Origin of the sequence: Rhizobium sp. N324 (assembly GCF_001664485.1) — a bacterium.
Lineage (GTDB): Bacteria > Pseudomonadota > Alphaproteobacteria > Rhizobiales > Rhizobiaceae > Rhizobium.
On record NZ_CP013630.1, the window covers coordinates 1493252 to 1512377 of the forward strand.

The following is a 19126-nucleotide window of genomic DNA, read 5'->3' on the forward strand; positions in this document are numbered from 1 at the left end:
GTATCAATTTTAAAGCGGTGGCTCCTATCGGCAGGAGGTGAGAAAAGCTCGAATCGCTGCAGGGATATCGCCGTGATGCAAAAGGGGGGCATGCCCCTGTCCTTCGGCGGTATGCAGGATCAGATTCGGATGCCGACGGGCCATTTCATCGGCCGTCTCCTTTGAGAGCAGAGACGTATTTTCGCCACGGATCAGCATCAGCGGAAATCGACACAGGTTTTCGAACTGCGCCCAGAGATCGGGCAACGGCTGGCTGAGATCGACTGATTTCACCGCCTCAGCGATCGCCGGATCGAAATCGGAGACCGGTCTTCCGCCGACGTCGCGATAAAGGGCCAGCGCCATCTCGCGCCAATCTTCCCCTCCAAGCGCGGTAAACGACGCGCCGTGATTTTCCTTCACTATATCGACCGCCTCGCTCCAGTCCGCCGGCCTTCTACCGCTGTTGAGATAATCGCGGATCAGCGCCAGCCCCTTGGCCTCGATGACAGGCCCGATATCGTTGAGGATGACGGCCTCAAGAAGATCCGGCCGTGTCGCCGCGATCAGATGCAACATCAGCCCGCCCCGGGACGTGCCGATGAAGATCGCCCGCTCGACGCCCAGCGCCGCGCAGGCCGTGACGACGTCGCCGGCCTCGATGGCGAGATTGTAGTTCGCCTTGTTCTCATCCGATGCCGAGGCTCCCCGCCCGCGCGAATCGAGCGCGATGACACGGTGCGGCACCATTGTGTCCTGAGAGAGAAGCAGCGCAAGCTGATGGAAATCCCGCGTATTGCGGGTCAGGCCGGGCAGGCAGATGATCGGCAGCCGTCCTGCGGTCGCCGTCTCGCCTGGCCGGTAGTCGCGGGCATAAAGCTTCAACCCGTCGGAAGACGTGTAAAATCGCTCCTGGAACCCGCTTGTATCCGTCTCCGCCATCGCATCCCTCGAGGGTTGTTGATCCCGAAGATGTAGCCTGGTTTTTAAACCGCGCCAAACGACTTCAGGAGGCGCTGCGTCCGCCGATCAGGTCGCGCTCGATATCGGTGGGCTGGCCGAGGCGGGCCTTGTAAACCTCGTAGTTCTCCATCACTCGCTGCACGTAGTTGCGCGTTTCGGGGAAGGGGATGCGTTCGATCCAGTCGACGATGTCGTCGATCGATCTGCCGCGCGGATCGCCGTAGCGGCCGATCCATTCAGGCACCCGCTTCGGCCCGGCATTATAGGCGATGAAGGTGAGGATATAGGAGCCGCCGAAGGCCTCGATCTGTTCGCCGAGATAATGCGCACCAAGCGTCGCATTATAGCCGGCATCGGCGGTCAGCTTGTCCTTCGAATAGGCGATGTTGTGGCGCTTGGCCACCGCCTGGGCCGTCCCCGGCAGAAGCTGCAGCAAGCCGCGTGCGTTCGCCGCTGAAACGGCTGCCGGGTTGAATGCGCTTTCCTGCCGGGCGATTGCATAGGCAAGGGCCTTGCCGGATCCAGAAATATTGGCATTCGCCGGGATGACGCCGACCGGAAAGGCGAGCGCTGCGACATCGATGCCGCGTCCATAGGCGATCTTGCCGATCTGCAGCGACAGATGATGGTCGCCGGATTGCTCGGCCTGTGCCGCAAGCACAGCCAGTTCACCGGGGCTCTGCAGCTGATCGGCGAGCGCGAGATAGAGAGTATCGGCCCGCCATCCATGGCCGGCGGCCTCCAGCCGGGCGATTGCCTTCACGGCTTCGCGGGCCTGGAAGCGTTGCCGGTCGGCCGCGCTCGGCGCGGGATAGGTAACGTTCAGCGTCTTTCGCCCCAGCCGTTCCGCTGCGAGCTGGCCATAGAAGGTGCCGGGAAAAGTCGCAGCCTTCGCATAGAATTCGCTGGATTTGCCAGGACCGCCGGCCTCAGCCGCTCGTCCGAGCCAATACCAGGCGCGTGACACCGAGATCGGTCCGTTCGATGTCTGCAGAATCTTGCGGAAGTGTTTTTCCGCCGCAGTCGGGTCCTGCAGGCCGCGCAGCGCATACCATCCGGCATGGAATTCAGCCTCGACGATATCGGTCGGGCTCGTTGCGGCGTAGTTGGCGACGATGCGATAGGCAGGCTTGAACTGGCCCTGGTCGACGAGACCACGGCTGACGATGCGCTGCTCGTTCCACCACTCGCCGGAATTGACGAGCTCGCTGCGCTCGGGCGGCATCTGCTCCAGCAGTGCTGCCGCCTCGGCATATTTGTCCTGCTTGCGCAAATATTCGATCCGCGCAAACAGCAGGCCGGCATCGCTGCGCCATCTGGTATCGACGGCGTCGAGCAGGGCGCCGGCATTGCCGGCTTTGGCGTCGACGGCAGCCCAGGCCTTGTAGAGCGACTGCGCCTGGCCCATGTCGCCGAAGCGCTTGGCCTGCGCCACCCGGCCGCGATACATTAGATAGTCCATCCGCGCCTTGTGGTCGGCCGGCGTCAACAGCGCTGAGAATTCGATGAGGATCTTGTCCTCGGTCGCCTTGTCGAGAGCCTCTCCGCGCCAGACTTTGCGGATATATTTCGCCGCCTGCGCCTGCTTGCCGGTTGCAACCAACGCCCGGCCGAGGATGACGGCGCCCTGCATCGTCTCAGGCGCGGTATCGCCGAAGGCGGCAAGCACGGCTGAGGGAGCGGGGTTTTCGTCATAGAGCGCGCGTTCGGAATAGGCGCGCAGCCGCGAAAGGCCCGGCCAGCTCTTAAGCTCCTGCGCAGCGCTGGCGATTTCGTAGGAAGGAACGCCCTTCAAGCCGGAAACGGCGATCGCCCAGGTGAGGATATGGCGATCGAGCGTACCGTCGGGCATATTGTCGCGGATCGACAGCGCCAGCCGTGGGTCCTTGTCGGAAAGCGCATCGAGGCCGGCTTTCAGGTCGCTGTTGACAGGTGCGATTGCCGGATTGCGCGGAATGGCGCCTGTTGTGATCGATTCGGGTATGGCGGTCTCGGGAATGAAGCCGAGCGGCTTGACGCCGGGCACCGACGTGCTTTCACCGGGAAGCGGCGACGCTACACTGCTCCACGCGGCGGCAACGAGGCCGAAGGCGGACAGAATCAGGACAGCTTTCTTCATCCGGGATCTCGCAACGAAAACACGCCCTGCCATTTGGCTAGAGGCATCTTAACGAAACCTTACCGTACCAGGTAAAATTCATTCACATCTGCTATCGGAATTTGCCCTAAACCGAACTCTACGCGCTTGTCGCGATGATTTCGGCGCTCTATGGTGCGCAAAATATTCATGGAATGCGGCCGAAGCAAGGATTTGGTCGTGAGGAGCTTTGCATGTTCAATGGGTCCATCCCCGCCCTCGTCACTCCTTTCACGGATGCCGGACTGATCGACGAAGACAGCTTCGCCGCCCATGTCGATTGGCAGATCAAGGAAGGCAGCAGCGGCCTTGTTCCTGTCGGCACGACGGGCGAATCCCCGACGCTGTCGCATGCAGAGCACAAGCGGGTCGTGGAATTGTGCATCGAGGTGGCTGCAAAACGTGTTCCCGTCATGGCCGGCGCCGGTTCGAACAATACGGGTGAGGCGATCGAGCTTGCCCAGCATGCCGAAAAGGTCGGCGCCGACGCTGTTCTGGTCGTCACGCCTTATTACAACAAGCCGACGCAAAAGGGTTTGATCGCACATTTTTCGGCGATTGCCGAGGCCGTCGATCTGCCGATCTATATCTACAATATCCCCGGCCGCTCGGTTGTCGACATGACGCCGGAAACGATGGGCGCGCTTGCCAAGGCGCATGGCAATATCGTCGGCGTCAAGGATGCGACGGGCAAGATCGAGCGCGTCTCCGAACAGCGCATCACCTGCGGCAAGGATTTCCGGCAATTGTCCGGCGAGGACGCGACGGCGCTCGGCTTCAACGCCCATGGCGGCGTCGGCTGTATTTCGGTCACGGCCAATGTCGCCCCGCGCCTTTGCGCCGATTTCCAGGCAGCGACGCTGAAAGGCGACTATGCCAGCGCGCTGGAATATCAGGACCGGCTTATGCCGCTGCACAAGGCGATCTTCCTTGAGCCGGGTCTTTGCGGCGCCAAATACGGTCTCTCCCGGCTTGGCCGCATGAGCCGCAACGTCCGCTCGCCGCTGCTGTCGACGCTGGAGCCGGCAACGGAAGCGGCAATCGACGCGGCGCTGCGCCATGCCGGGCTGCTGAACTGAGGAGACCGGACGTCTTCACAAGGCCGGGTCGTTCCCTTACATAGAGGGCAAGCAATGAGGGCGCGGTTTTTCACGCGCCTCGAAGGGAATATTGTCATGGCCCCCAAAGGCAGCCAGCGTGTGGTGAACAAGGTCGTGGCCGAAAACCGCAAGGCCCGCTTCAACTACGAAATCATCGATACCTACGAGGCCGGTCTCGTGCTGATGGGCACGGAGGTCAAATCGCTGCGTGAGGGCAAGGCCAATATCGCCGAATCCTATGCGTCGGATGAGGGCGGCGAGATCTGGCTGATCAACTCCTACCTGCCGGAATATCTGCAGGCGAACCGCTTCAATCACGAACCGCGCCGGCGCCGCAAGCTGCTTTTGTCGGGCCGTGAAATCCATCGCCTGCGCTCTGCCGTCAACCGCGAGGGCATGACGCTGATCCCGCTGAAGATCTATTTCAACGACCGCGGTCGGGCGAAGATGGAGCTGGCGCTCGCCAAGGGCAAGAAACTGCATGACAAGCGCGAGTCCGAGAAGGAGCGCGATTGGAACCGGCAGAAGAGCCGCCTGCTGAAGGATAACGGCTGACCACGCCGCTTGGGCGGTGATTGCCGTCTCCGGATCATTCTTGGAAATCGCTGGCCGGGGCGACGACTTCGACTTGGCGCGGCGCCCGCTCTGCGGGATCGCGACCGATTTCGGCTTTCAAAGACAAGAGATCGATGAAGTGGTCGGCCTGGCGTCGCAGGTCGTCGGCGATCATCGGCGGCTGCGTCGCCATCGTCGAGATTACCGAGACCTTGCGGCCTCTGCGCTGTAGCGCCTCGACCAGGTTGGTGAAGTCGCCGTCGCCCGAGAAGATGACGAGATGATCGACCGTTTCGGATTGTTCCATGGCGTCGATCGCAAGCTCGATGTCCATGTTGCCCTTGATCTTTCGGCGTCCCATGGAATCTGTGAATTCCTTGGCGGGCTTGGTGACGACCTTGTAGCCGTTATAGTCGAGCCAGTCGATCAGCGGCCGGATCGAGGAATATTCCTGATCCTCGATCAGCGCGGTGTAATAGTAGGCGCGCAGGAGGTAACCGCGTTTCTGGAATGCTTTCAAGAGCTTGCGGTAATCTATGTCGAAACCGAGGCTCTTGGATGCAGCGTAGAGGTTGGCGCCGTCAATGAAGAGTGCAATTTTTTCGCGTGGGTCAAACATCGCTTACCAATCCAATGAGAGCAATCGAAATCCGCAGGACCAAAATTCAATAAAATCAATAATTTGTGTGTTGATTTTGCTCTGATCCATACTTTAACAATTATTCATATATGAAAGATTTAGGGCACGATTCGGCATATTCCAAGCAACCATAGGTGGAATTGTGACATTCTCCATGGAAATTTAGTTCGGCCCTTTATAAAGACGAGGGGAGCCGGAACGAAAAACTTGTATTTGCCCGGTTTTAATTGTATCGGGCGTGCTAATCCCGAAATGACGACCGTAAAGGACAGGCAATGGCCCGTGTCACAGTTGAAGATTGCATCGACAAGGTGGAGAACCGCTTTGAGCTGGTTCTGCTCGCCAGCCATCGCGCCCGGCTGATTTCCCAGGGCGCCTCGATCACCATCGATCGCGACAACGACAAGAACCCGGTCGTCGCCCTGCGCGAAATCGCCGACGAGACGCTTTCGCCCGACGACCTCAAGGAAGATCTGATCCATTCGCTGCAGAAGCATGTCGAAGTCGACGAGCCCGAGCCCGATCCGGCCAGCATGATTGCCGCCGGCGGTGTCGCCGCAGCCGACAGCGAAGAGCAGGATGATCTGCCTGAGACGATCACTTTCGACCAGATGTCGGAAGAAGAGCTGCTTGCCGGTATCGAAGGCCTGGTGCCGCCGGAAAAGAGCGACGACTACTAAGCGCGCAGGCCGATCCTGGTCGTGTGTGATCCCGGTCGCATGCGAACAGGAAAAGTTTCATGCGATGCGAAAGAGCGATGATTACCAATCGTCAATCTTGCGCCTTTATTGCTTAGGCATATTATTGCCCATGTGTGCGCCAATCGTTGATTGGCGCGCTTTTATTTTTACCGGAGTGGCTTTGGAATGATGCGGCAGTACGAGCTCGTGGAGCGGGTTCAGCAATACAAGCCCGATGCCAATGAAGCACTGCTGAACAAAGCCTATGTCTACGCCATGCAGAAGCATGGCCAGCAAAAGCGCGCGAGCGGCGATCCCTATATTTCGCATCCGCTGGAAGTCGCCGCCATCCTCACTGACATGCACCTCGATGAATCGACGATCGCGGTGGCTCTTCTGCACGATACGATCGAGGATACGACGGCGACGCGCGCCGAGATCGACGAACTTTTCGGCGAGGATATCGGCCGTCTGGTCGAGGGTCTGACCAAGATCAAGAAACTCGATCTCGTCACCAAGAAGGCCAAGCAGGCGGAAAACCTGCGCAAGCTGCTGCTGGCCATCTCCGACGATGTGCGCGTGCTGCTCGTCAAGCTTGCCGACCGCCTGCACAATATGCGCACCCTCGATCATATGTCGGCCGACAAGCGGGCCCGCATCTCCGAGGAGACGATGGAAATCTATGCGCCGCTCGCCGGCCGCATGGGCATGCAGGATATGCGCGAGGAGCTCGAAGAGCTCTCCTTCATGCATATGAACCCGGAAGCCTACGACACCGTCACCAAAAGGCTGGAAGAGCTTTCCAAGCGCAATGAGGGCATCGTCAAGAAGATCGAGGCCGAGCTGCGCGACCTGCTGGTCGCAAGCGGCCTGACCAGCGCCTATGTCAAGGGCCGGCAGAAGAAACCCTATTCGGTCTTCCGCAAGATGCAGTCGAAGTCGCTGTCCTTCGAGCAGCTTTCCGATGTCTACGGCTTCCGGTTGATCGTCGAGGACATCCCGTCCTGTTATCGGGCGCTCGGCATCGTCCACACCCGCTGGCGCGTCGTGCCCGGCCGCTTCAAGGATTACATCTCGACGCCGAAGCAGAACGATTACCGCTCGCTGCACACCACCATCGTCGGTCCGTCAAGCCAGCGCATCGAACTGCAGATCCGCACCAAGCGCATGCACGAAATCGCCGAATTCGGCATTGCCGCTCATACCCTTTACAAGGACGGCGCCACCAACGCCGACGGCGACATCCTCTCGCGCGAATCCAATGCCTATTCCTGGCTGCGCCATACGATTGAGGCGCTGGCCGAAGGCGACAGCCCGGAAGAGTTCCTCGAGCACACCAAGCTCGAGCTGTTCCAGGACCAGGTCTTCTGTTTCACGCCGAAGGGCAAGCTGATTGCTCTGCCGCGCGGCGCCACCCCGATCGATTTCGCCTATGCGGTGCACACCAATATCGGCGATACCACGGTGGGCGCCAAGATCAACGGCCGCATCATGCCGCTGGTGACACGGCTTGCCAATGGCGACGAGGTCGAGATCATCCGGTCCGGCGTGCAGGTTCCGCCCGCCGCCTGGGAGGAGATCGTCGTCACCGGCAAGGCGCGCGCCGCCATCCGCCGCGCCACCCGCATGGCGATCCGCAAGCAATATGCAGGCCTCGGCCATCGCATCCTTGAGCGCACCTTCGACAGGGCCGGCAAGATTTTCTCCCGCGAAGCGATGAAGCCGGCGCTGCACCGCCTCGGCCAGAAGGAGGTCGAGGATGCGATCGCCGCCGTCGGCCGCGGCGAGATGTCCTCGCTCGACGTCCTGCGCGCCGTCTATCCCGATCATCAGGATGAGCGCGTCACCGTGAGGCCCTCCGGCGACGACGGCTGGTTCAACGTCCGCAGTGCCGCCGGCATGATCTTCAAGATCCCCGGCAAGACCAAGGCCGGGGTCGATGGCGGTCCTTCGGAAATCGACACCGACGCCGATATCGGGCCGATCCGCGGCCTCTCCGGCAATGTCGACGTCAAGTTCGCCTCTACCGGCGCCGTGCCGGGCGATCGCATCGTCGGCATCATGGACCAGGGCAAGGGCATCACCATCTATCCGATCCAGTCGCCGAGCCTGCAGCGCTTCGACGATCAGCCCGACCGTTGGATCGACGTCCGCTGGGATCTCGACGAAGCCAACAAGTCGCGCTTCATGGCGCGCATCATGGTGAACGGGTTGAATGAACCCGGCACGCTTGCCAAGGTCGCCCAGACGGTCGCAGGCCTCGATGTCAATATCCGTTTGCTGAACACGGTGCGGGTCGCGGCGGATTTCACCGAAATGATGCTCGAGGTGGAGGTCTGGGACTTGCGCCAGCTCAACCAGCTGCTCGCCCAGATGAAGGAACTGGATTGCATCGCCACGGTCCGGCGGCTCTACGAGTAAGCTTTTGTTAAGCCCTCAGACGTTTGAGTGCAAGATTGCACATTTTATGATCGCTTTATGATCAAAATAGTTCGCCAAAAAGGCATGCCATGCGTTGAGCGCATGGCTGTCTCCATGTTGCGGCTGTAGTAATTAACCCGCCCCGGGCCTATCTTCTGGTCATCGAAACACAAACAGAAGATGAGACAAGACAATGTTTGACCCAATCAGGAAAATCGCTCGCGCCCTCCGCGCTCCGACCGCGCAGGAACGTGAAATGGCATATCTCAACGGCTCGTTCGATCGTATCGATCTCGAGTTTCGTCAGCGCCAGGTCGACCGCGGTCTGTTCCGCACGCGCTGATACTGAATTTATACTTGAGACGAGTGAGGGACGTTATGCATGACGAACGCCCCTCGGCATGAAGAAGCTCCTCTCTGCTGAGGGGATGAGCGGTTTTTTCGGCGGTATCATTTGCCGCTCTTGTCATGGTCATGTGCGCTGCACTAAATACCGGCCATGTTGTTTCGCCGTCGCAAGCCCGCGGGATTCAAGGAAAAGATGCGAGAGCTTCTATGGCCCCGCAAAGGTTTCCTTCGCCCGATCCGTTATCTGACAATGCGCATCCTGCGCCTGAGCGCCTCGCCGCACGCGGTTGCGGCCGGCGTCGCCGCGGGTGTCTTCGTGTCGTGGACGCCGTTCATCGGCGTGCATTTCGTCATGGCCTTCGTCATCACCTATTTCCTTTCCGGCAGTATGGTGGCTGCCGCCCTCGGTTGCGCAGCCTTCGGCAATCCGCTGACCTATCCCTTTATCTGGGGCATCACCTGGGAGATCGGGCATCTGCTGTTGAGCCGTGAGGATCAACTGGCCGGTCAGACGGTTGATCTCGCCGCCCTCTTTCACAAGCTCAACTTCACGGAATTGTGGAGGCCGGTGCTGGAGCCGATGCTCGTCGGCGCCATTCCGCCGGCGGTCGTCACCTCCGTTGCGCTTTACGCTCTGACATTCTACACCGTGAAGGGTTTTCAGACGCGCCGCCACACACGGCTGCTGGAGCGGGCACGTCTGCGCCTGGCCGGTCCGGCCGGCGACATGCCGAGCGTATGAACCTGGTCAAGAATGCTTAAGCCACGGAAGGTTCCGGCATGATCATCGGCATTGGCAGCGATCTGATCGACATTCGCCGCGTCGAGAAATCCATCGAGCGCTTCGGCGAGCGCTTCACCCATCGCTGCTTCACCGAGATCGAGCGTGCGCGTTCAGACCGCCGGGCAAATCGCGGCGCCTCCTATGCCAAGCGTTTTGCCGCCAAGGAGGCCTGTTCCAAGGCGCTCGGGACCGGCATAGCCCAGGGCGTCTTCTGGAAGGACATGGGCGTCGTCAACCTGCCGAGCGGCAAGCCGACCATGGTTTTGTCGGGCGCTGCCGCCGTGATCCTCGAATCGATGCTGCCCGCCGGTCACAGGCCCGCCATTCATTTGACAATAACGGATGATTATCCCTTGGCGCAGGCCTTCGTGATTATCGAGGCGTTGCCCGAGCACCTTTGATCGCGAGCACGGGAGCGTTGATCGCGACCTCTCGTCGCTTTTGACGTTGTCGCCATTGCCGCAACCGGCCGAAGCCGCTAGAGAATACGACAGAAGAATTGCGCCGTCGCGGCGTCTTGAAGGAATAAGACTGCGTGTCCGAAAAAGTCGAAGCCAAGCCGAACGCCCTCTGGGAAAATATCAAAGTCATCATCCAGGCGCTGATTTTGGCGATGGTGATCCGAACGGTGCTGTTTCAGCCCTTTACCATTCCGTCCGGTTCGATGATGCCGACGCTGCTCGTCGGCGACTACATCTTCGTCAATAAGTTCGCCTATGGCTATTCGAAATATTCGCTGCCCCTCTCGCCTGATATTTTTAGCGGCCGCATTTTCGGCTCCGCTCCGAAGCGCGGCGATATCGTCGTTTTCCGCTTCCCGCCGAACCCCGACATCGATTACATCAAGCGCTGCATCGGCTTGCCGGGCGACCGCATTCAGATGAAGGAGGGCGTTCTCTACGTCAACGGCAAGCCGGTACCGAAGGTGCCGGACGGCGCCTTCACCTCGGATTACAAGCTCGATCCGGGCGCGGATGTGCCGGTGTTCCGCGAGACGCTCGATAACGGCAAGACCTACGACACGCTCGATTCGTCTCCGGCATCGCGCGGCGATAACACCCGCGAGTTCATCGTGCCGGAAGACCACTATTTCATGGTAGGCGACAACCGCGACAATTCGGCCGACAGCCGCTTCGACGTCGGCTTCGTGCCGGCCGAAAATCTTGTCGGCCGCGCCAGCGTCATCTTCTTCTCGCTCGGCAACGACACCTCCTTCCGTGAAATCTGGAAGTGGCCGACGAACATGCGCTGGGATCGCCTCTTCAAGGTTGTTGAATGAGCAAGGCGCCGACGCTTTCTGCGGCCGACCGCGCAAAGCTTGAAGGCCTGATCGGCCATGACTTCGCCGAAAAAGAACGCCTGGATCGGGCGCTGACCCATGCCAGCGCCCGCACCGAGAAGGGCGGCAATTACGAACGGCTGGAATTCCTCGGCGATAGGGTCCTCGGGCTCTGCATCGCCGAGCTTCTGTTCCGCACCTTTGGCACGGCGGGGGAGGGCGAGCTCTCGGTACGCCTCAACCAGCTGGTCAGCGCCGAAACCTGCGCTGCGGTCGCCGACGAACTCAATCTTCACCTCTATATCCGCACCGGCGCCGACGTGAAGAAGTTGACCGGGAAGCGCATGATGAACGTGCGCGCCGACGTCGTCGAAAGCCTGATCGCCGCGATCTATCTCGACGGCGGCCTCGAAGTGGCCCGCCGCTTCATCCTGCGCTACTGGCAGGGCAGGGCAGTCCGGGCCGATGGCGCCAAGCGCGACGCCAAGACCGAGCTGCAGGAATGGTCGCACGCGAAATTCGGCGTCACGCCCAACTACCGGGTTGATGAACGCAGCGGACCGGATCATGATCCGCGCTTCAAGGTGACGGTGGAAGTTGCTGGCATTAAGCCGGAAACCGGCGTAGAGCGGTCGAAGCGTGCCGCCGAACAGGTTGCGGCGACAAAGATGCTTGAGCGCGAAGGCATTTGGCAGCAATCGCCTGCCGGAAACTGATGGGACAATGACACAAGAAGAAGATATCGCGGCCGAAGCTGCTGCCGAAACCCATGGTCCGACGCATTCGGGCTTCGTCGCGCTGATCGGCCCGACCAACGCCGGTAAATCGACGCTGGTGAACCGCCTTGTCGGCGCCAAGGTCTCGATCGTCAGCCATAAGGTGCAGACGACGCGCGCCATCGTCCGCGGTATCGCGATCCACGACAACGCCCAGATCGTCTTCATGGATACACCCGGTATCTTCAAGCCGCGTCGCCGGCTCGACCGTGCCATGGTGACCTCGGCCTGGGGCGGCGCCAAGGATGCCGATCTGATCGTGCTGCTGATCGACAGCGAGCGCGGCCTGCGCGGCGATGCCGAAGCCATCCTCGAAGGCCTCAAGGAGGTTCGGCAACCGAAGATCCTGCTGCTCAACAAGATCGACCGCGTCAACCGCGAGGATCTGCTGGCACTCGCGGCGGCCGCCAACGAGAAGATCGCCTTCGAACGCACCTTCATGATATCGGCCGAAAACGGCTCAGGCTGCGACGATGTCATGGATTATCTGGCCGCCACACTTCCCGAGGGGCCGTGGTACTATCCGGAAGACCAGATCTCCGATCTGCCGATGCGCCAGCTCGCTGCCGAGATCACCCGCGAGAAGCTGTTCCTGCGGCTGCACCAGGAGCTTCCCTACGCCTCGCATGTCGAAACGGAAAAGTGGGAAGAGCGCAAGGACGGCTCGGTGCGGATCGAGCAGGTGATCTATCTCGAGCGCGACAGCCAGAAGAAAATCGCGCTCGGCAAGGGCGGTGAAACCATCAAGGCGATCTCGACGGCGTCCCGCAAGGAATTGTCGGAGATCCTCGAGCAGCCGGTCCATCTCTTCCTGTTCGTCAAGGTTCGCGAGAATTGGGGTGACGATCCCGAGCGGTTCCGCGAAATGGGTCTCGATTTCCCGAAATAACGGACGGCAAGGATTTCATCGGGTAAACGCCAGCCCTTTGTTTCTTTGGAAAAAACTAGCTTCGTTGCGGAACGAATCCATGCCTGTGCGCATTTCTTGCTCGACGGTGCGTCGATGAGGGGCCGCCGGTTTGCATGACCGCGAGGGCAGGTATGGCAACGTCGAAACGCGTCCACTCTTTCAAGACCCCTTGTGAGCAATGTCCTTTGCGGCCGTTGCCGCATTTCCGGGAATTCAGCCGCGACGAGCTGGAGTTCGTTTCCCGTTTCAAGAGGGGTGAACTCGCCGTCGATGCCGGCTCCACCATCCTCGTCGAAGGCGCACATAGCGCGCATCTCTTCACGGTGCTTTCCGGCTGGGGCTTTCGCTACAAGATGCTGGAGGATGGGCGCCGCCAGATTCTGAATTATATCATGCCAGGCGATCTGGTCGGCCTGCAGGGGACGATCGCCGGCGAGATGCAGCATTCCGTCGAAGCGCTGTCACCGGTTTCCCTTTGCGTCTTCGAGCGCGACAGACTGATGACGCTTTATAACAAGCACCCCTCGCTCGCCTTCGATATCACCTGGATCGCCGCGCGCGAGGAGCGCATTCTGGATGAGCATCTCTTGAGCATCGGCCGCCGCACGGCGCTGGAGAGAGCAGCCTACCTGCTGGCTTTCCTCTTCGAGCGCGGCCGGAAGCTTAACCTCTTCAATGGCCGCAAATTCATCCCCATCACCCAGCAGCACATTGCCGATACGCTCGGCCTTTCCATCGTCCACACCAACAAGACCTTGAAAAAGCTCGGTGAACGCGGGTTGATCCGCTGGCAGGAGCGCGGCTGCGAGGTTCTGAACGGCGAGGAATTGATGGCGATTGCCGGCTGGGAAGGGCTGGGAGAGGGCAGACGTCCCTTCATCTAGTCCCGCCTTATGTCTTTTTTAAATGCGCATTAGCATCAGGGAAAATAAGCTCGGCCATCGTCTTTCGTCCAATGTGATTCTTATCGACCGGACAGAAAAATGGTTCATTCGGAATTGGTGGCAGAATTCACCGATAGCGTGCCATGCGGGGCACCGGAGGGCAATGATGTTGGCGAAACGGCCTGGGCGCTGCGACAGGCGCCCGACGGAGGGCATGGAATCATGAGCGCAATCCGTGTTCTGGTTCTTGAAGACAGTCTGATCATCGCGATGGAGGCGGAGGATATGCTGCGCCTGGCCAGCGTCGAGAATATCGATATCGTCGGCAGCGTGGAGCAGGCGAGGGCTGCCATCGTTGCGGAGACATATGATTTCGCTCTTCTCGACGTCAATCTCGGTGAGGGCACGAGCTTCGGATTTGCCCGTCATCTTCTCGATCTCGGCATTCCTTTCGGCTTCGTCAGCGGCTATTCCGATACCGGCGATTTTCCGCCGGACTTGCAGCACATTCCGCTTCTGGTGAAGCCTTTCGACGAGACGGCGATGCGTGAATTCCTGCTGAGGCTTTTCCCGGCTGTCGCCTGACGCGGTCCGTGACGGCAGTCAGGCCTTTCCCATTTTCGGCATCATGCTCTAGGAGCTGTGGACACTTATCTGAGCCATAGGATTGTTGCGGCCAGAGCGATCATGGCTTTGTAATTTCGAACGGTTTTCTCATATCGTGTGGCGATGCGTCGAAACTGCTTGAGCTTCGAGAAGCAGCATTCGACGAGATAACGCTGAGCATAGAGTTGCTTGTCGAGCGGATACTTCTTGGCACGCGAGGGATTGTTCGGGATGACCGCTTGCGCGCCCTTGTCGGCAATGAGTTTGCGTAGCCGGTCGCTGTCGTAGGCCGTATCGGCCATGACGACCTCGGCTGGCAGGTCTTCGATCAGGAGATCGGCTTGCGGGGCATCCCCTTTCTGACCGGCGGTCAGAATGAAACGAACGGGACATCCAAGGCCACGCACGGCCATATGGATTTTGGTGCTCAAGCCTCCGCGGGAACGGCCAAGGGCCTGATCTTCAGCCCCTTTTTTGCGCCGGAGGCGTGCTGGTGGGCGCGAATAATAGTGCTGTCGACGATCAGATATTCGAAGTCGGTATCCTCCGACATCGCCTCAAAGACACGCCACCAGACACCCTTTTGGCTCCAGCGGCTGAAGCGGCGAAACACGCTGTTCCAATCACCGAACACCTCCGGCAGATCGCGCCAGGGCGAACCCGTCCGCACGATCCACAAGACCGCTTCCACAAACATGCGATTGTCACGTCCAGACGAACCACGCGTGCGATCGTCGCCAATGATATGGCGAGACATCCGCTCCCACTGGTCATCTCGAAGAATGAGACGATCTAAAACACCCATGACTGCCTCCAAAAGACAGTCTTGAATCTGATTTGCTCACCTTTGGGAATCCCAAGAGTCCACGACTCCTAGAACCTTTCCTGGTTAGATTGAAGCATTCTGTTGGCTCAAACGGTGTCGGATGGTCGACCGGCTGGCGCGGGGCGTAGCCCAGCGCTACGGCCAAGCCGGCCGGTCGATCAGCCGGCCCGTTTCAGTTAACCCTCGCGCAGATTTGCCAGGCAAATCTGCAAGACTTGGGAATCGCCGGAGGCACTGATCGCTTCGCCGTGGCGAAGCGGTGCGGCCGGTGGGCCGGGCATCTCTAGCCAGGATCAGAGGCGATCGGCTCGGACGTACCAAGGGGTATGCCCGTCGCCAATCGCCTCTGCCCTGGCGAAAACCTGCTCCGGCAGAATGCTTTAATCTAACCAGGAAAGGCTCTAGGATGGATTCGTCAGCCGCAAGGACTTCTTTCGATGCAGTGGCAGGATCATGCGATCATCCTGGGCGTGAAGCGCCACGGCGAGACGAGTGTCATCGCCGAGGTGATGACGCGCGATCGCGGCCGCCATCTCGGCCTGGTGCGCTCCGGCCGGTCGCGCGCCATGCAGCCGGTGCTGCAGGCCGGCAACGCCGTGGAGGTTATCTGGCGCGCCAGGTTGGACGAACATCTCGGCGAATTCCGCGTCGAGCCGGTAACATTGCGCGCCGCCCGCCTGATGGAAACGGCGACCGCCGTCTACGGTGTTCAGGCGATGGGAGCGCTGCTGCGGCTGCTGCCCGAGCGTGACCCGCATCCGCACCTCTTCGATGCGCTGGAAGTCATCCTCGATCACCTGCACAACCCGGCCGATGCCGGCGAGCTCTTCGTGCGTTTCGAGCTTGCGGTGCTGAACGATCTCGGCTTCGGCCTTGATCTGGCCGAATGCGCCGCGACCGGCGCCCGTTCCGATCTCGTCTACGTCTCGCCGAAATCCGGCCGCGCCGTCAGCCGCAGCGCCGGTGCCCCCTGGGCGGACAAAATGCTGCTCCTGCCGCCTTTTCTCGGTACCGAAGGCAACCATGCGGCCGACTTCGACAGTCTCGCGGCCGCATTCCGTCTGACGGGGTTCTTTTTGCATCGCCACGTCTATGAACCACGCGGCATCGAAGCCGCGGCAGCCCGCGACGGCTTCGTTCAGGCGGCGCTCAAGGCGCTCAATCCAGCCTTGCGGACGCTTTCCGGCCCAAATGATATTTCCGCCTGATCCCGGTTTTTTACCGGTGCAAAACATCCTCCGAATTTGGCGGTTTACCCGCATGAGAGCCCTTCCTATGTCTGGAGGACTGCCAGCCAAGGAGGATCCCATGCTGACCAAGACCGCATCCCCGACGACGATTACGCTCTGGAACGGCCGCGAAATTCCGCGTCTCGGCATGGGGTGCTGGGCGATCGGCGGCCCCTTCTTTGCCGGCGACACGCCGCTCGGCTGGGGCGAGGTCGACGACAGTGAATCCGTCGAAGCGATCGGCCGCGCCATCGAACTCGGCATCCGCTTCTTCGATACCGCCTCGAATTACGGCGCCGGCCATTCCGAAGAAGTGCTCGGCCGGGCGATCGGCAATCGCGACGATATTATCGTCGCCACCAAGTTCGGCTTCGCCACCGACCCGCAAACCAAGCAGGCAACCGGCGCCTTCGCCGATGAGGCCTTTATCCGCCGTTCGGTCGAGACCTCGCTGCGCAGCCTCAGGCGCGACCGCCTCGATCTCCTGCAATTCCACATCAATGATTTTCCGCTGGAGCAATCGGATGCCGTCTTCGATACGCTGGAGGCGCTGCGCGCCGAAGGCAAGATCGATGCCTTCGGCTGGAGCACCGATTTTCCCGATCGCGCCGCCCGCCATGCCGGCCGCCCCGGCTTTGTCTCGATCCAGCATACGATGAACGTCTTCGAGCCGGCGCCGGAGATGATCGGGGTGATCGAGGGGAAAGGCCTGATCTCGATCAATCGCGGTCCACTCGCCATGGGGCTTTTGACCGGCAAGTTCACCGCCGACAAGGCGGTGGGCGCCAAGGATGTACGCGGCGCGGCGCTCGACTGGATGGTCTATTTCAAGGACGGCCGTATGGCCCCGGAATTTGCCGCAAGGCTCGACGCCGTCCGCGATCTCCTGACCTCAGGCGGCCGCACGCTGACGCAAGGCGCGCTCGCCTGGCTCTGGGCAAAGTCGCCGCGCACCCTGCCCATTCCGGGCTTCCGCACGGTCGCCCAGGTGGAGGAAAATGTCGGGGCGCTGGAGAAAGGGCCGTTATCGGCCGGAGTTATGGCGGAGATCGACGCCGCACTTGGGCGCGGATGAGCGACGGACACCTGAGAGGCGTGGCTTTCTCCACGCCCCTCATTCCGGTGCTCGTCACAGGAATCCAGCCATCGCGCGTCTGCGCGGTGAATGACTCTTAACAAGCAAGGAGTCTCCCGCGCCCAAGGACTTGGGCGCACTGGATTCCTGTGACAAGCACAGGAATGAGGGAGAATGTTGCGACGTATACAGGATAAAGCGCGGTCAGATCTTCCCCAATTCGACCTAACTCCGCGCACGAACCTTCAACGCCCAGCCCTCCGGTCGTGCCTCGATGATCTTCACCTCGTCATCGATCGTGATCCTGCCGTTGCCGCGTGGGGTGACGTTCCAGCCGAAGAGCGGGCCGGGGACGCGCCGGTCGGCCGACATGCGGATGCGGCCCATGGATGGCATCGGGTTCGGCCCCTCGCGGGAACCGGTCAGTTGGTCCTGCGTCGTCATGATGCAGCGCGAGCAGGGTTTGACGAGATCGAAGCGGATGCCGGCGATCTCGATCGCCGCCCAGCCGTCCTCCGGCCAGGCCTCGTCGATGTCGATGACGATGTTCGGCCGGAAGCGTTCCATGCCGACGCTGCCTTCGCCATGGGCGGCGAGGTCGGCGTTCAACGCTTTCAGCGAACCGGTCGTCGTCACCAGGATCTGATAGCCGTCGGTAAAGGTGACGGGCGTGCCTTCGCCGGCCCATTCGGCATTCGCCGTGCGCCGTGCCTGGCCGTCGAAGTAGACCAGCCGCACCTCGCGGCCGAGCCATTCGGAAAGCAGCCGGTTGCTTTCGGGATCGGCGACGGCGGCGCTGACGGTCGATTTCCACACGCTCACATCCATGCGGTTTTCAGGCCGAGGCGGCGCCACCGATATGTCCTGCCTTCCCTGCATCAGCAGCCGAAAAGCGCCGGGCTCCGGCCGGACCTCGATGCGCGCGAGGTCCGGCAATTCGCGCTGGGTGATGAAGTGTCCGTTGGGATCAGTGATCATCGCCCGCCGGTCGCCGGGAAGCCCATAGGCGTCGATGTCGGCCGAAGGCAGGGCAATGCCGCGGGCACTTTTGAGGGGGTAGATGAAGAGGTCGCTGATACGCATGCCGTTCTCCCAAAACAGGATGATTTAGGCCGAGTCGGACTGAGATCTGAATCCTGTTCTAGATCTCGTCCATGAAGGCCTGGAGGAAGTCGCGCAGGCTTTTATCGCGATCGGCCGCCAGCCTGCGGCCGGTCTCGGTCTGGAACCCGTCAGCCAGTTTGAACAGCTTCGTCCGGAAATGGTCAATGGCATAACGCTTGTCGTCGAGCGGGCGATCCGCCGCCGCCGGGTCGAACGGATCGTAGAGCCCGGATCCCAGTCGCCCAGCAATATAGAAGCAGCGTGCGGCGCCGACCATGCCGATCGCATCCAGCCGATCGGCATCCTGCAGGATCTTTGCCTCCAGCGTCTGCGGCGCCACCCCGGCCGAGAAACTGTGCGCGGTGATGGCGTGAGCCGCAGCGTCGATATCCGCCTGGTTCCAGCCGAGTTCTGCCAAGATCGCCGATGCTTTCTGCGCCGCCAAAGCCGATGCCTGTGCCCGCAGCGGCGAATTCTTCTCTACGGCGACGCAGTCGTGTAGCAGCACGGAGGCGGCAAGAATTCGCCCGTCGCCGCCTTCGTCAGCATGGATGCGCATGGCGTTCCGGAAGACGCGCAGGATATGGGCAAGATCGTGCGAGCCGTCGTCGCCATCGGCCGCATGGGCGATCAGCGCCGCGGCGAGCGTTTCATGAGGAGAGAAGGCTTCGGCCTCGGACATTGAGCCACCTGTTTATGAGGAGGATTGTTCCGTCGATAGAGCATCGGTGCGGAAGCGGATGCGGGATCTCGGTCGAAGCACGCGACAACGAAGGCTCGGGGACCGTTGCCGATTATGTAGCCGCTTGCCGTGCGAGTCGCAATTGAAG

The 19126-nt window shown here is 60.8% G+C and carries 20 protein-coding genes; 14 read left to right on the forward strand and 6 right to left on the reverse strand.

Annotated elements, in window-relative coordinates:
* Positions 1-24: 24 nt before the first annotated feature.
* Positions 25-921: an alpha/beta fold hydrolase gene (locus tag AMK05_RS07135; protein WP_064837864.1), complete on the reverse strand. Its 897-nt coding sequence runs from the start codon at positions 919-921 to the stop codon at positions 25-27.
* Positions 922-985: 64 nt separating this feature from the next.
* A complete protein-coding gene (locus tag AMK05_RS07140) occupies positions 986-3061 on the reverse strand; it encodes a lytic transglycosylase domain-containing protein (protein ID WP_064837866.1) in 2076 nt (691 codons plus the stop codon).
* A gap of 212 nt (positions 3062-3273) precedes the next feature.
* Between AMK05_RS07140 and dapA the strand changes: the two genes are divergently transcribed.
* Together dapA and smpB are read left to right on the forward strand one after the other, a co-directional pair.
* On the forward strand, positions 3274-4158 hold the full coding sequence (gene dapA, locus AMK05_RS07145; protein WP_064837868.1) for a 4-hydroxy-tetrahydrodipicolinate synthase: 885 nt from the start codon (positions 3274-3276) through the stop codon (positions 4156-4158).
* A 96-nt stretch (positions 4159-4254) separates the two neighbouring features.
* Positions 4255-4734, forward strand: a complete 480-nt coding sequence (gene smpB / locus AMK05_RS07150) for an SsrA-binding protein SmpB (RefSeq protein WP_012557117.1) — start codon at positions 4255-4257, stop codon at positions 4732-4734.
* Between the two features lie 34 nt (positions 4735-4768).
* Here the strand turns inward: smpB and AMK05_RS07155 are convergent, their stop codons facing one another.
* Positions 4769-5353, reverse strand: coding sequence for a LabA-like NYN domain-containing protein (locus AMK05_RS07155; RefSeq protein ID WP_049733874.1), 585 nt, complete (start codon positions 5351-5353; stop codon positions 4769-4771).
* Between the two features lie 296 nt (positions 5354-5649).
* Between AMK05_RS07155 and rpoZ the strand changes: the two genes are divergently transcribed.
* The 10 genes from rpoZ to AMK05_RS07205 all read left to right on the forward strand — a co-directional run bounded on the left by rpoZ (position 5650) and on the right by AMK05_RS07205 (position 14041).
* The gene (gene rpoZ, locus AMK05_RS07160; RefSeq protein ID WP_003574261.1) at positions 5650-6054 is read left to right on the forward strand and encodes a DNA-directed RNA polymerase subunit omega; all 405 of its coding nucleotides are present in this window, start codon (positions 5650-5652) and stop codon (positions 6052-6054) included.
* 186 nt (positions 6055-6240) lie between these two features.
* Positions 6241-8475, forward strand: a complete 2235-nt coding sequence (locus AMK05_RS07165) for a RelA/SpoT family protein (RefSeq protein ID WP_064837871.1) — start codon at positions 6241-6243, stop codon at positions 8473-8475.
* A gap of 193 nt (positions 8476-8668) precedes the next feature.
* Positions 8669-8818 (forward strand): DUF3563 family protein, encoded by a 150-nt coding sequence (locus tag AMK05_RS07170; protein ID WP_064837873.1) that lies wholly within the window; start codon positions 8669-8671, stop codon positions 8816-8818.
* A gap of 156 nt (positions 8819-8974) precedes the next feature.
* Positions 8975-9565, forward strand: a complete 591-nt coding sequence (locus tag AMK05_RS07175; RefSeq protein ID WP_064837875.1) for a DUF2062 domain-containing protein — start codon at positions 8975-8977, stop codon at positions 9563-9565.
* Between the two features lie 38 nt (positions 9566-9603).
* A complete protein-coding gene (acpS, locus tag AMK05_RS07180; protein WP_064837877.1) occupies positions 9604-10008 on the forward strand; it encodes a holo-ACP synthase in 405 nt (134 codons plus the stop codon).
* Between the two features lie 134 nt (positions 10009-10142).
* The gene (lepB, locus tag AMK05_RS07185) at positions 10143-10886 is read left to right on the forward strand and encodes a signal peptidase I (RefSeq protein WP_049733878.1); all 744 of its coding nucleotides are present in this window, start codon (positions 10143-10145) and stop codon (positions 10884-10886) included.
* The gene (rnc, locus tag AMK05_RS07190; protein WP_064837880.1) at positions 10883-11602 is read left to right on the forward strand and encodes a ribonuclease III; all 720 of its coding nucleotides are present in this window, start codon (positions 10883-10885) and stop codon (positions 11600-11602) included. The genes lepB and rnc overlap by 4 nt, the downstream gene beginning before the upstream one ends.
* 7 nt (positions 11603-11609) lie before the next feature.
* Entirely contained in the window at positions 11610-12551 is a 942-nt protein-coding gene (gene era / locus AMK05_RS07195; protein WP_049733880.1) for a GTPase Era, read from the forward strand.
* Positions 12552-12703: 152 nt separating this feature from the next.
* The gene (locus AMK05_RS07200; protein ID WP_064837882.1) at positions 12704-13456 is read left to right on the forward strand and encodes a Crp/Fnr family transcriptional regulator; all 753 of its coding nucleotides are present in this window, start codon (positions 12704-12706) and stop codon (positions 13454-13456) included.
* Between the two features lie 99 nt (positions 13457-13555).
* A complete protein-coding gene (locus tag AMK05_RS07205) occupies positions 13556-14041 on the forward strand; it encodes a response regulator (RefSeq protein ID WP_064837884.1) in 486 nt (161 codons plus the stop codon).
* A 65-nt stretch (positions 14042-14106) separates the two neighbouring features.
* Here the strand turns inward: AMK05_RS07205 and AMK05_RS33135 are convergent.
* A protein-coding gene (locus AMK05_RS33135; RefSeq protein ID WP_088930309.1) for an IS5 family transposase occupies positions 14107-14867 on the reverse strand; the annotation gives its coding sequence in 2 pieces (ribosomal slippage) (positions 14107-14540 and positions 14540-14867; 762 coding nt in all).
* Between the two features lie 458 nt (positions 14868-15325).
* Here AMK05_RS33135 and recO point away from each other — a divergent pair.
* Entirely contained in the window at positions 15326-16096 is a 771-nt protein-coding gene (gene recO, locus AMK05_RS07220) for a DNA repair protein RecO (protein ID WP_064837886.1), read from the forward strand.
* Positions 16097-16196: 100 nt separating this feature from the next.
* Positions 16197-17192 carry an aldo/keto reductase gene (locus AMK05_RS07225; protein WP_064837888.1) on the forward strand — a complete coding sequence of 332 codons (996 nt, stop codon included), beginning with the start codon at positions 16197-16199 and terminating at the stop codon, positions 17190-17192.
* Between the two features lie 225 nt (positions 17193-17417).
* On the opposite strand, the gene AMK05_RS07230 is transcribed toward AMK05_RS07225, so the two are convergent.
* A complete protein-coding gene (locus tag AMK05_RS07230) occupies positions 17418-18275 on the reverse strand; it encodes an MOSC domain-containing protein (RefSeq protein WP_064837890.1) in 858 nt (285 codons plus the stop codon).
* A 58-nt stretch (positions 18276-18333) separates the two neighbouring features.
* Positions 18334-18978: an HD domain-containing protein gene (locus AMK05_RS07235; RefSeq protein ID WP_064837892.1), complete on the reverse strand. Its 645-nt coding sequence runs from the start codon at positions 18976-18978 to the stop codon at positions 18334-18336.
* Positions 18979-19126 lie beyond the last annotated feature (148 nt).

Bases quoted from the DNA above. Each gene is read 5' to 3' on its own strand.
- AMK05_RS07135 (WP_064837864.1), bottom strand. From the start codon at position 921: ATGGCGGAGACGGATACAAGCGGGTTCCAGGAGCGATTTTACACGTCT.
- AMK05_RS07140 (WP_064837866.1), bottom strand. From the start codon at position 3,061: ATGAAGAAAGCTGTCCTGATTCTGTCCGCCTTCGGCCTCGTTGCCGCC.
- dapA (WP_064837868.1), top strand. From the start codon at position 3,274: ATGTTCAATGGGTCCATCCCCGCCCTCGTCACTCCTTTCACGGATGCC.
- smpB (WP_012557117.1), top strand. From the start codon at position 4,255: ATGGCCCCCAAAGGCAGCCAGCGTGTGGTGAACAAGGTCGTGGCCGAA.
- AMK05_RS07155 (WP_049733874.1), bottom strand. From the start codon at position 5,353: ATGTTTGACCCACGCGAAAAAATTGCACTCTTCATTGACGGCGCCAAC.
- rpoZ (WP_003574261.1), top strand. From the start codon at position 5,650: ATGGCCCGTGTCACAGTTGAAGATTGCATCGACAAGGTGGAGAACCGC.
- AMK05_RS07165 (WP_064837871.1), top strand. From the start codon at position 6,241: ATGATGCGGCAGTACGAGCTCGTGGAGCGGGTTCAGCAATACAAGCCC.
- AMK05_RS07170 (WP_064837873.1), top strand. From the start codon at position 8,669: ATGTTTGACCCAATCAGGAAAATCGCTCGCGCCCTCCGCGCTCCGACC.
- AMK05_RS07175 (WP_064837875.1), top strand. From the start codon at position 8,975: ATGTTGTTTCGCCGTCGCAAGCCCGCGGGATTCAAGGAAAAGATGCGA.
- acpS (WP_064837877.1), top strand. From the start codon at position 9,604: ATGATCATCGGCATTGGCAGCGATCTGATCGACATTCGCCGCGTCGAG.
- rnc (WP_064837880.1), top strand. From the start codon at position 10,883: ATGAGCAAGGCGCCGACGCTTTCTGCGGCCGACCGCGCAAAGCTTGAA.
- era (WP_049733880.1), top strand. From the start codon at position 11,610: ATGACACAAGAAGAAGATATCGCGGCCGAAGCTGCTGCCGAAACCCAT.
- AMK05_RS07200 (WP_064837882.1), top strand. From the start codon at position 12,704: ATGGCAACGTCGAAACGCGTCCACTCTTTCAAGACCCCTTGTGAGCAA.
- AMK05_RS07205 (WP_064837884.1), top strand. From the start codon at position 13,556: ATGGTTCATTCGGAATTGGTGGCAGAATTCACCGATAGCGTGCCATGC.
- recO (WP_064837886.1), top strand. From the start codon at position 15,326: ATGCAGTGGCAGGATCATGCGATCATCCTGGGCGTGAAGCGCCACGGC.
- AMK05_RS07225 (WP_064837888.1), top strand. From the start codon at position 16,197: ATGCTGACCAAGACCGCATCCCCGACGACGATTACGCTCTGGAACGGC.
- AMK05_RS07230 (WP_064837890.1), bottom strand. From the start codon at position 18,275: ATGCGTATCAGCGACCTCTTCATCTACCCCCTCAAAAGTGCCCGCGGC.
- AMK05_RS07235 (WP_064837892.1), bottom strand. From the start codon at position 18,978: ATGTCCGAGGCCGAAGCCTTCTCTCCTCATGAAACGCTCGCCGCGGCG.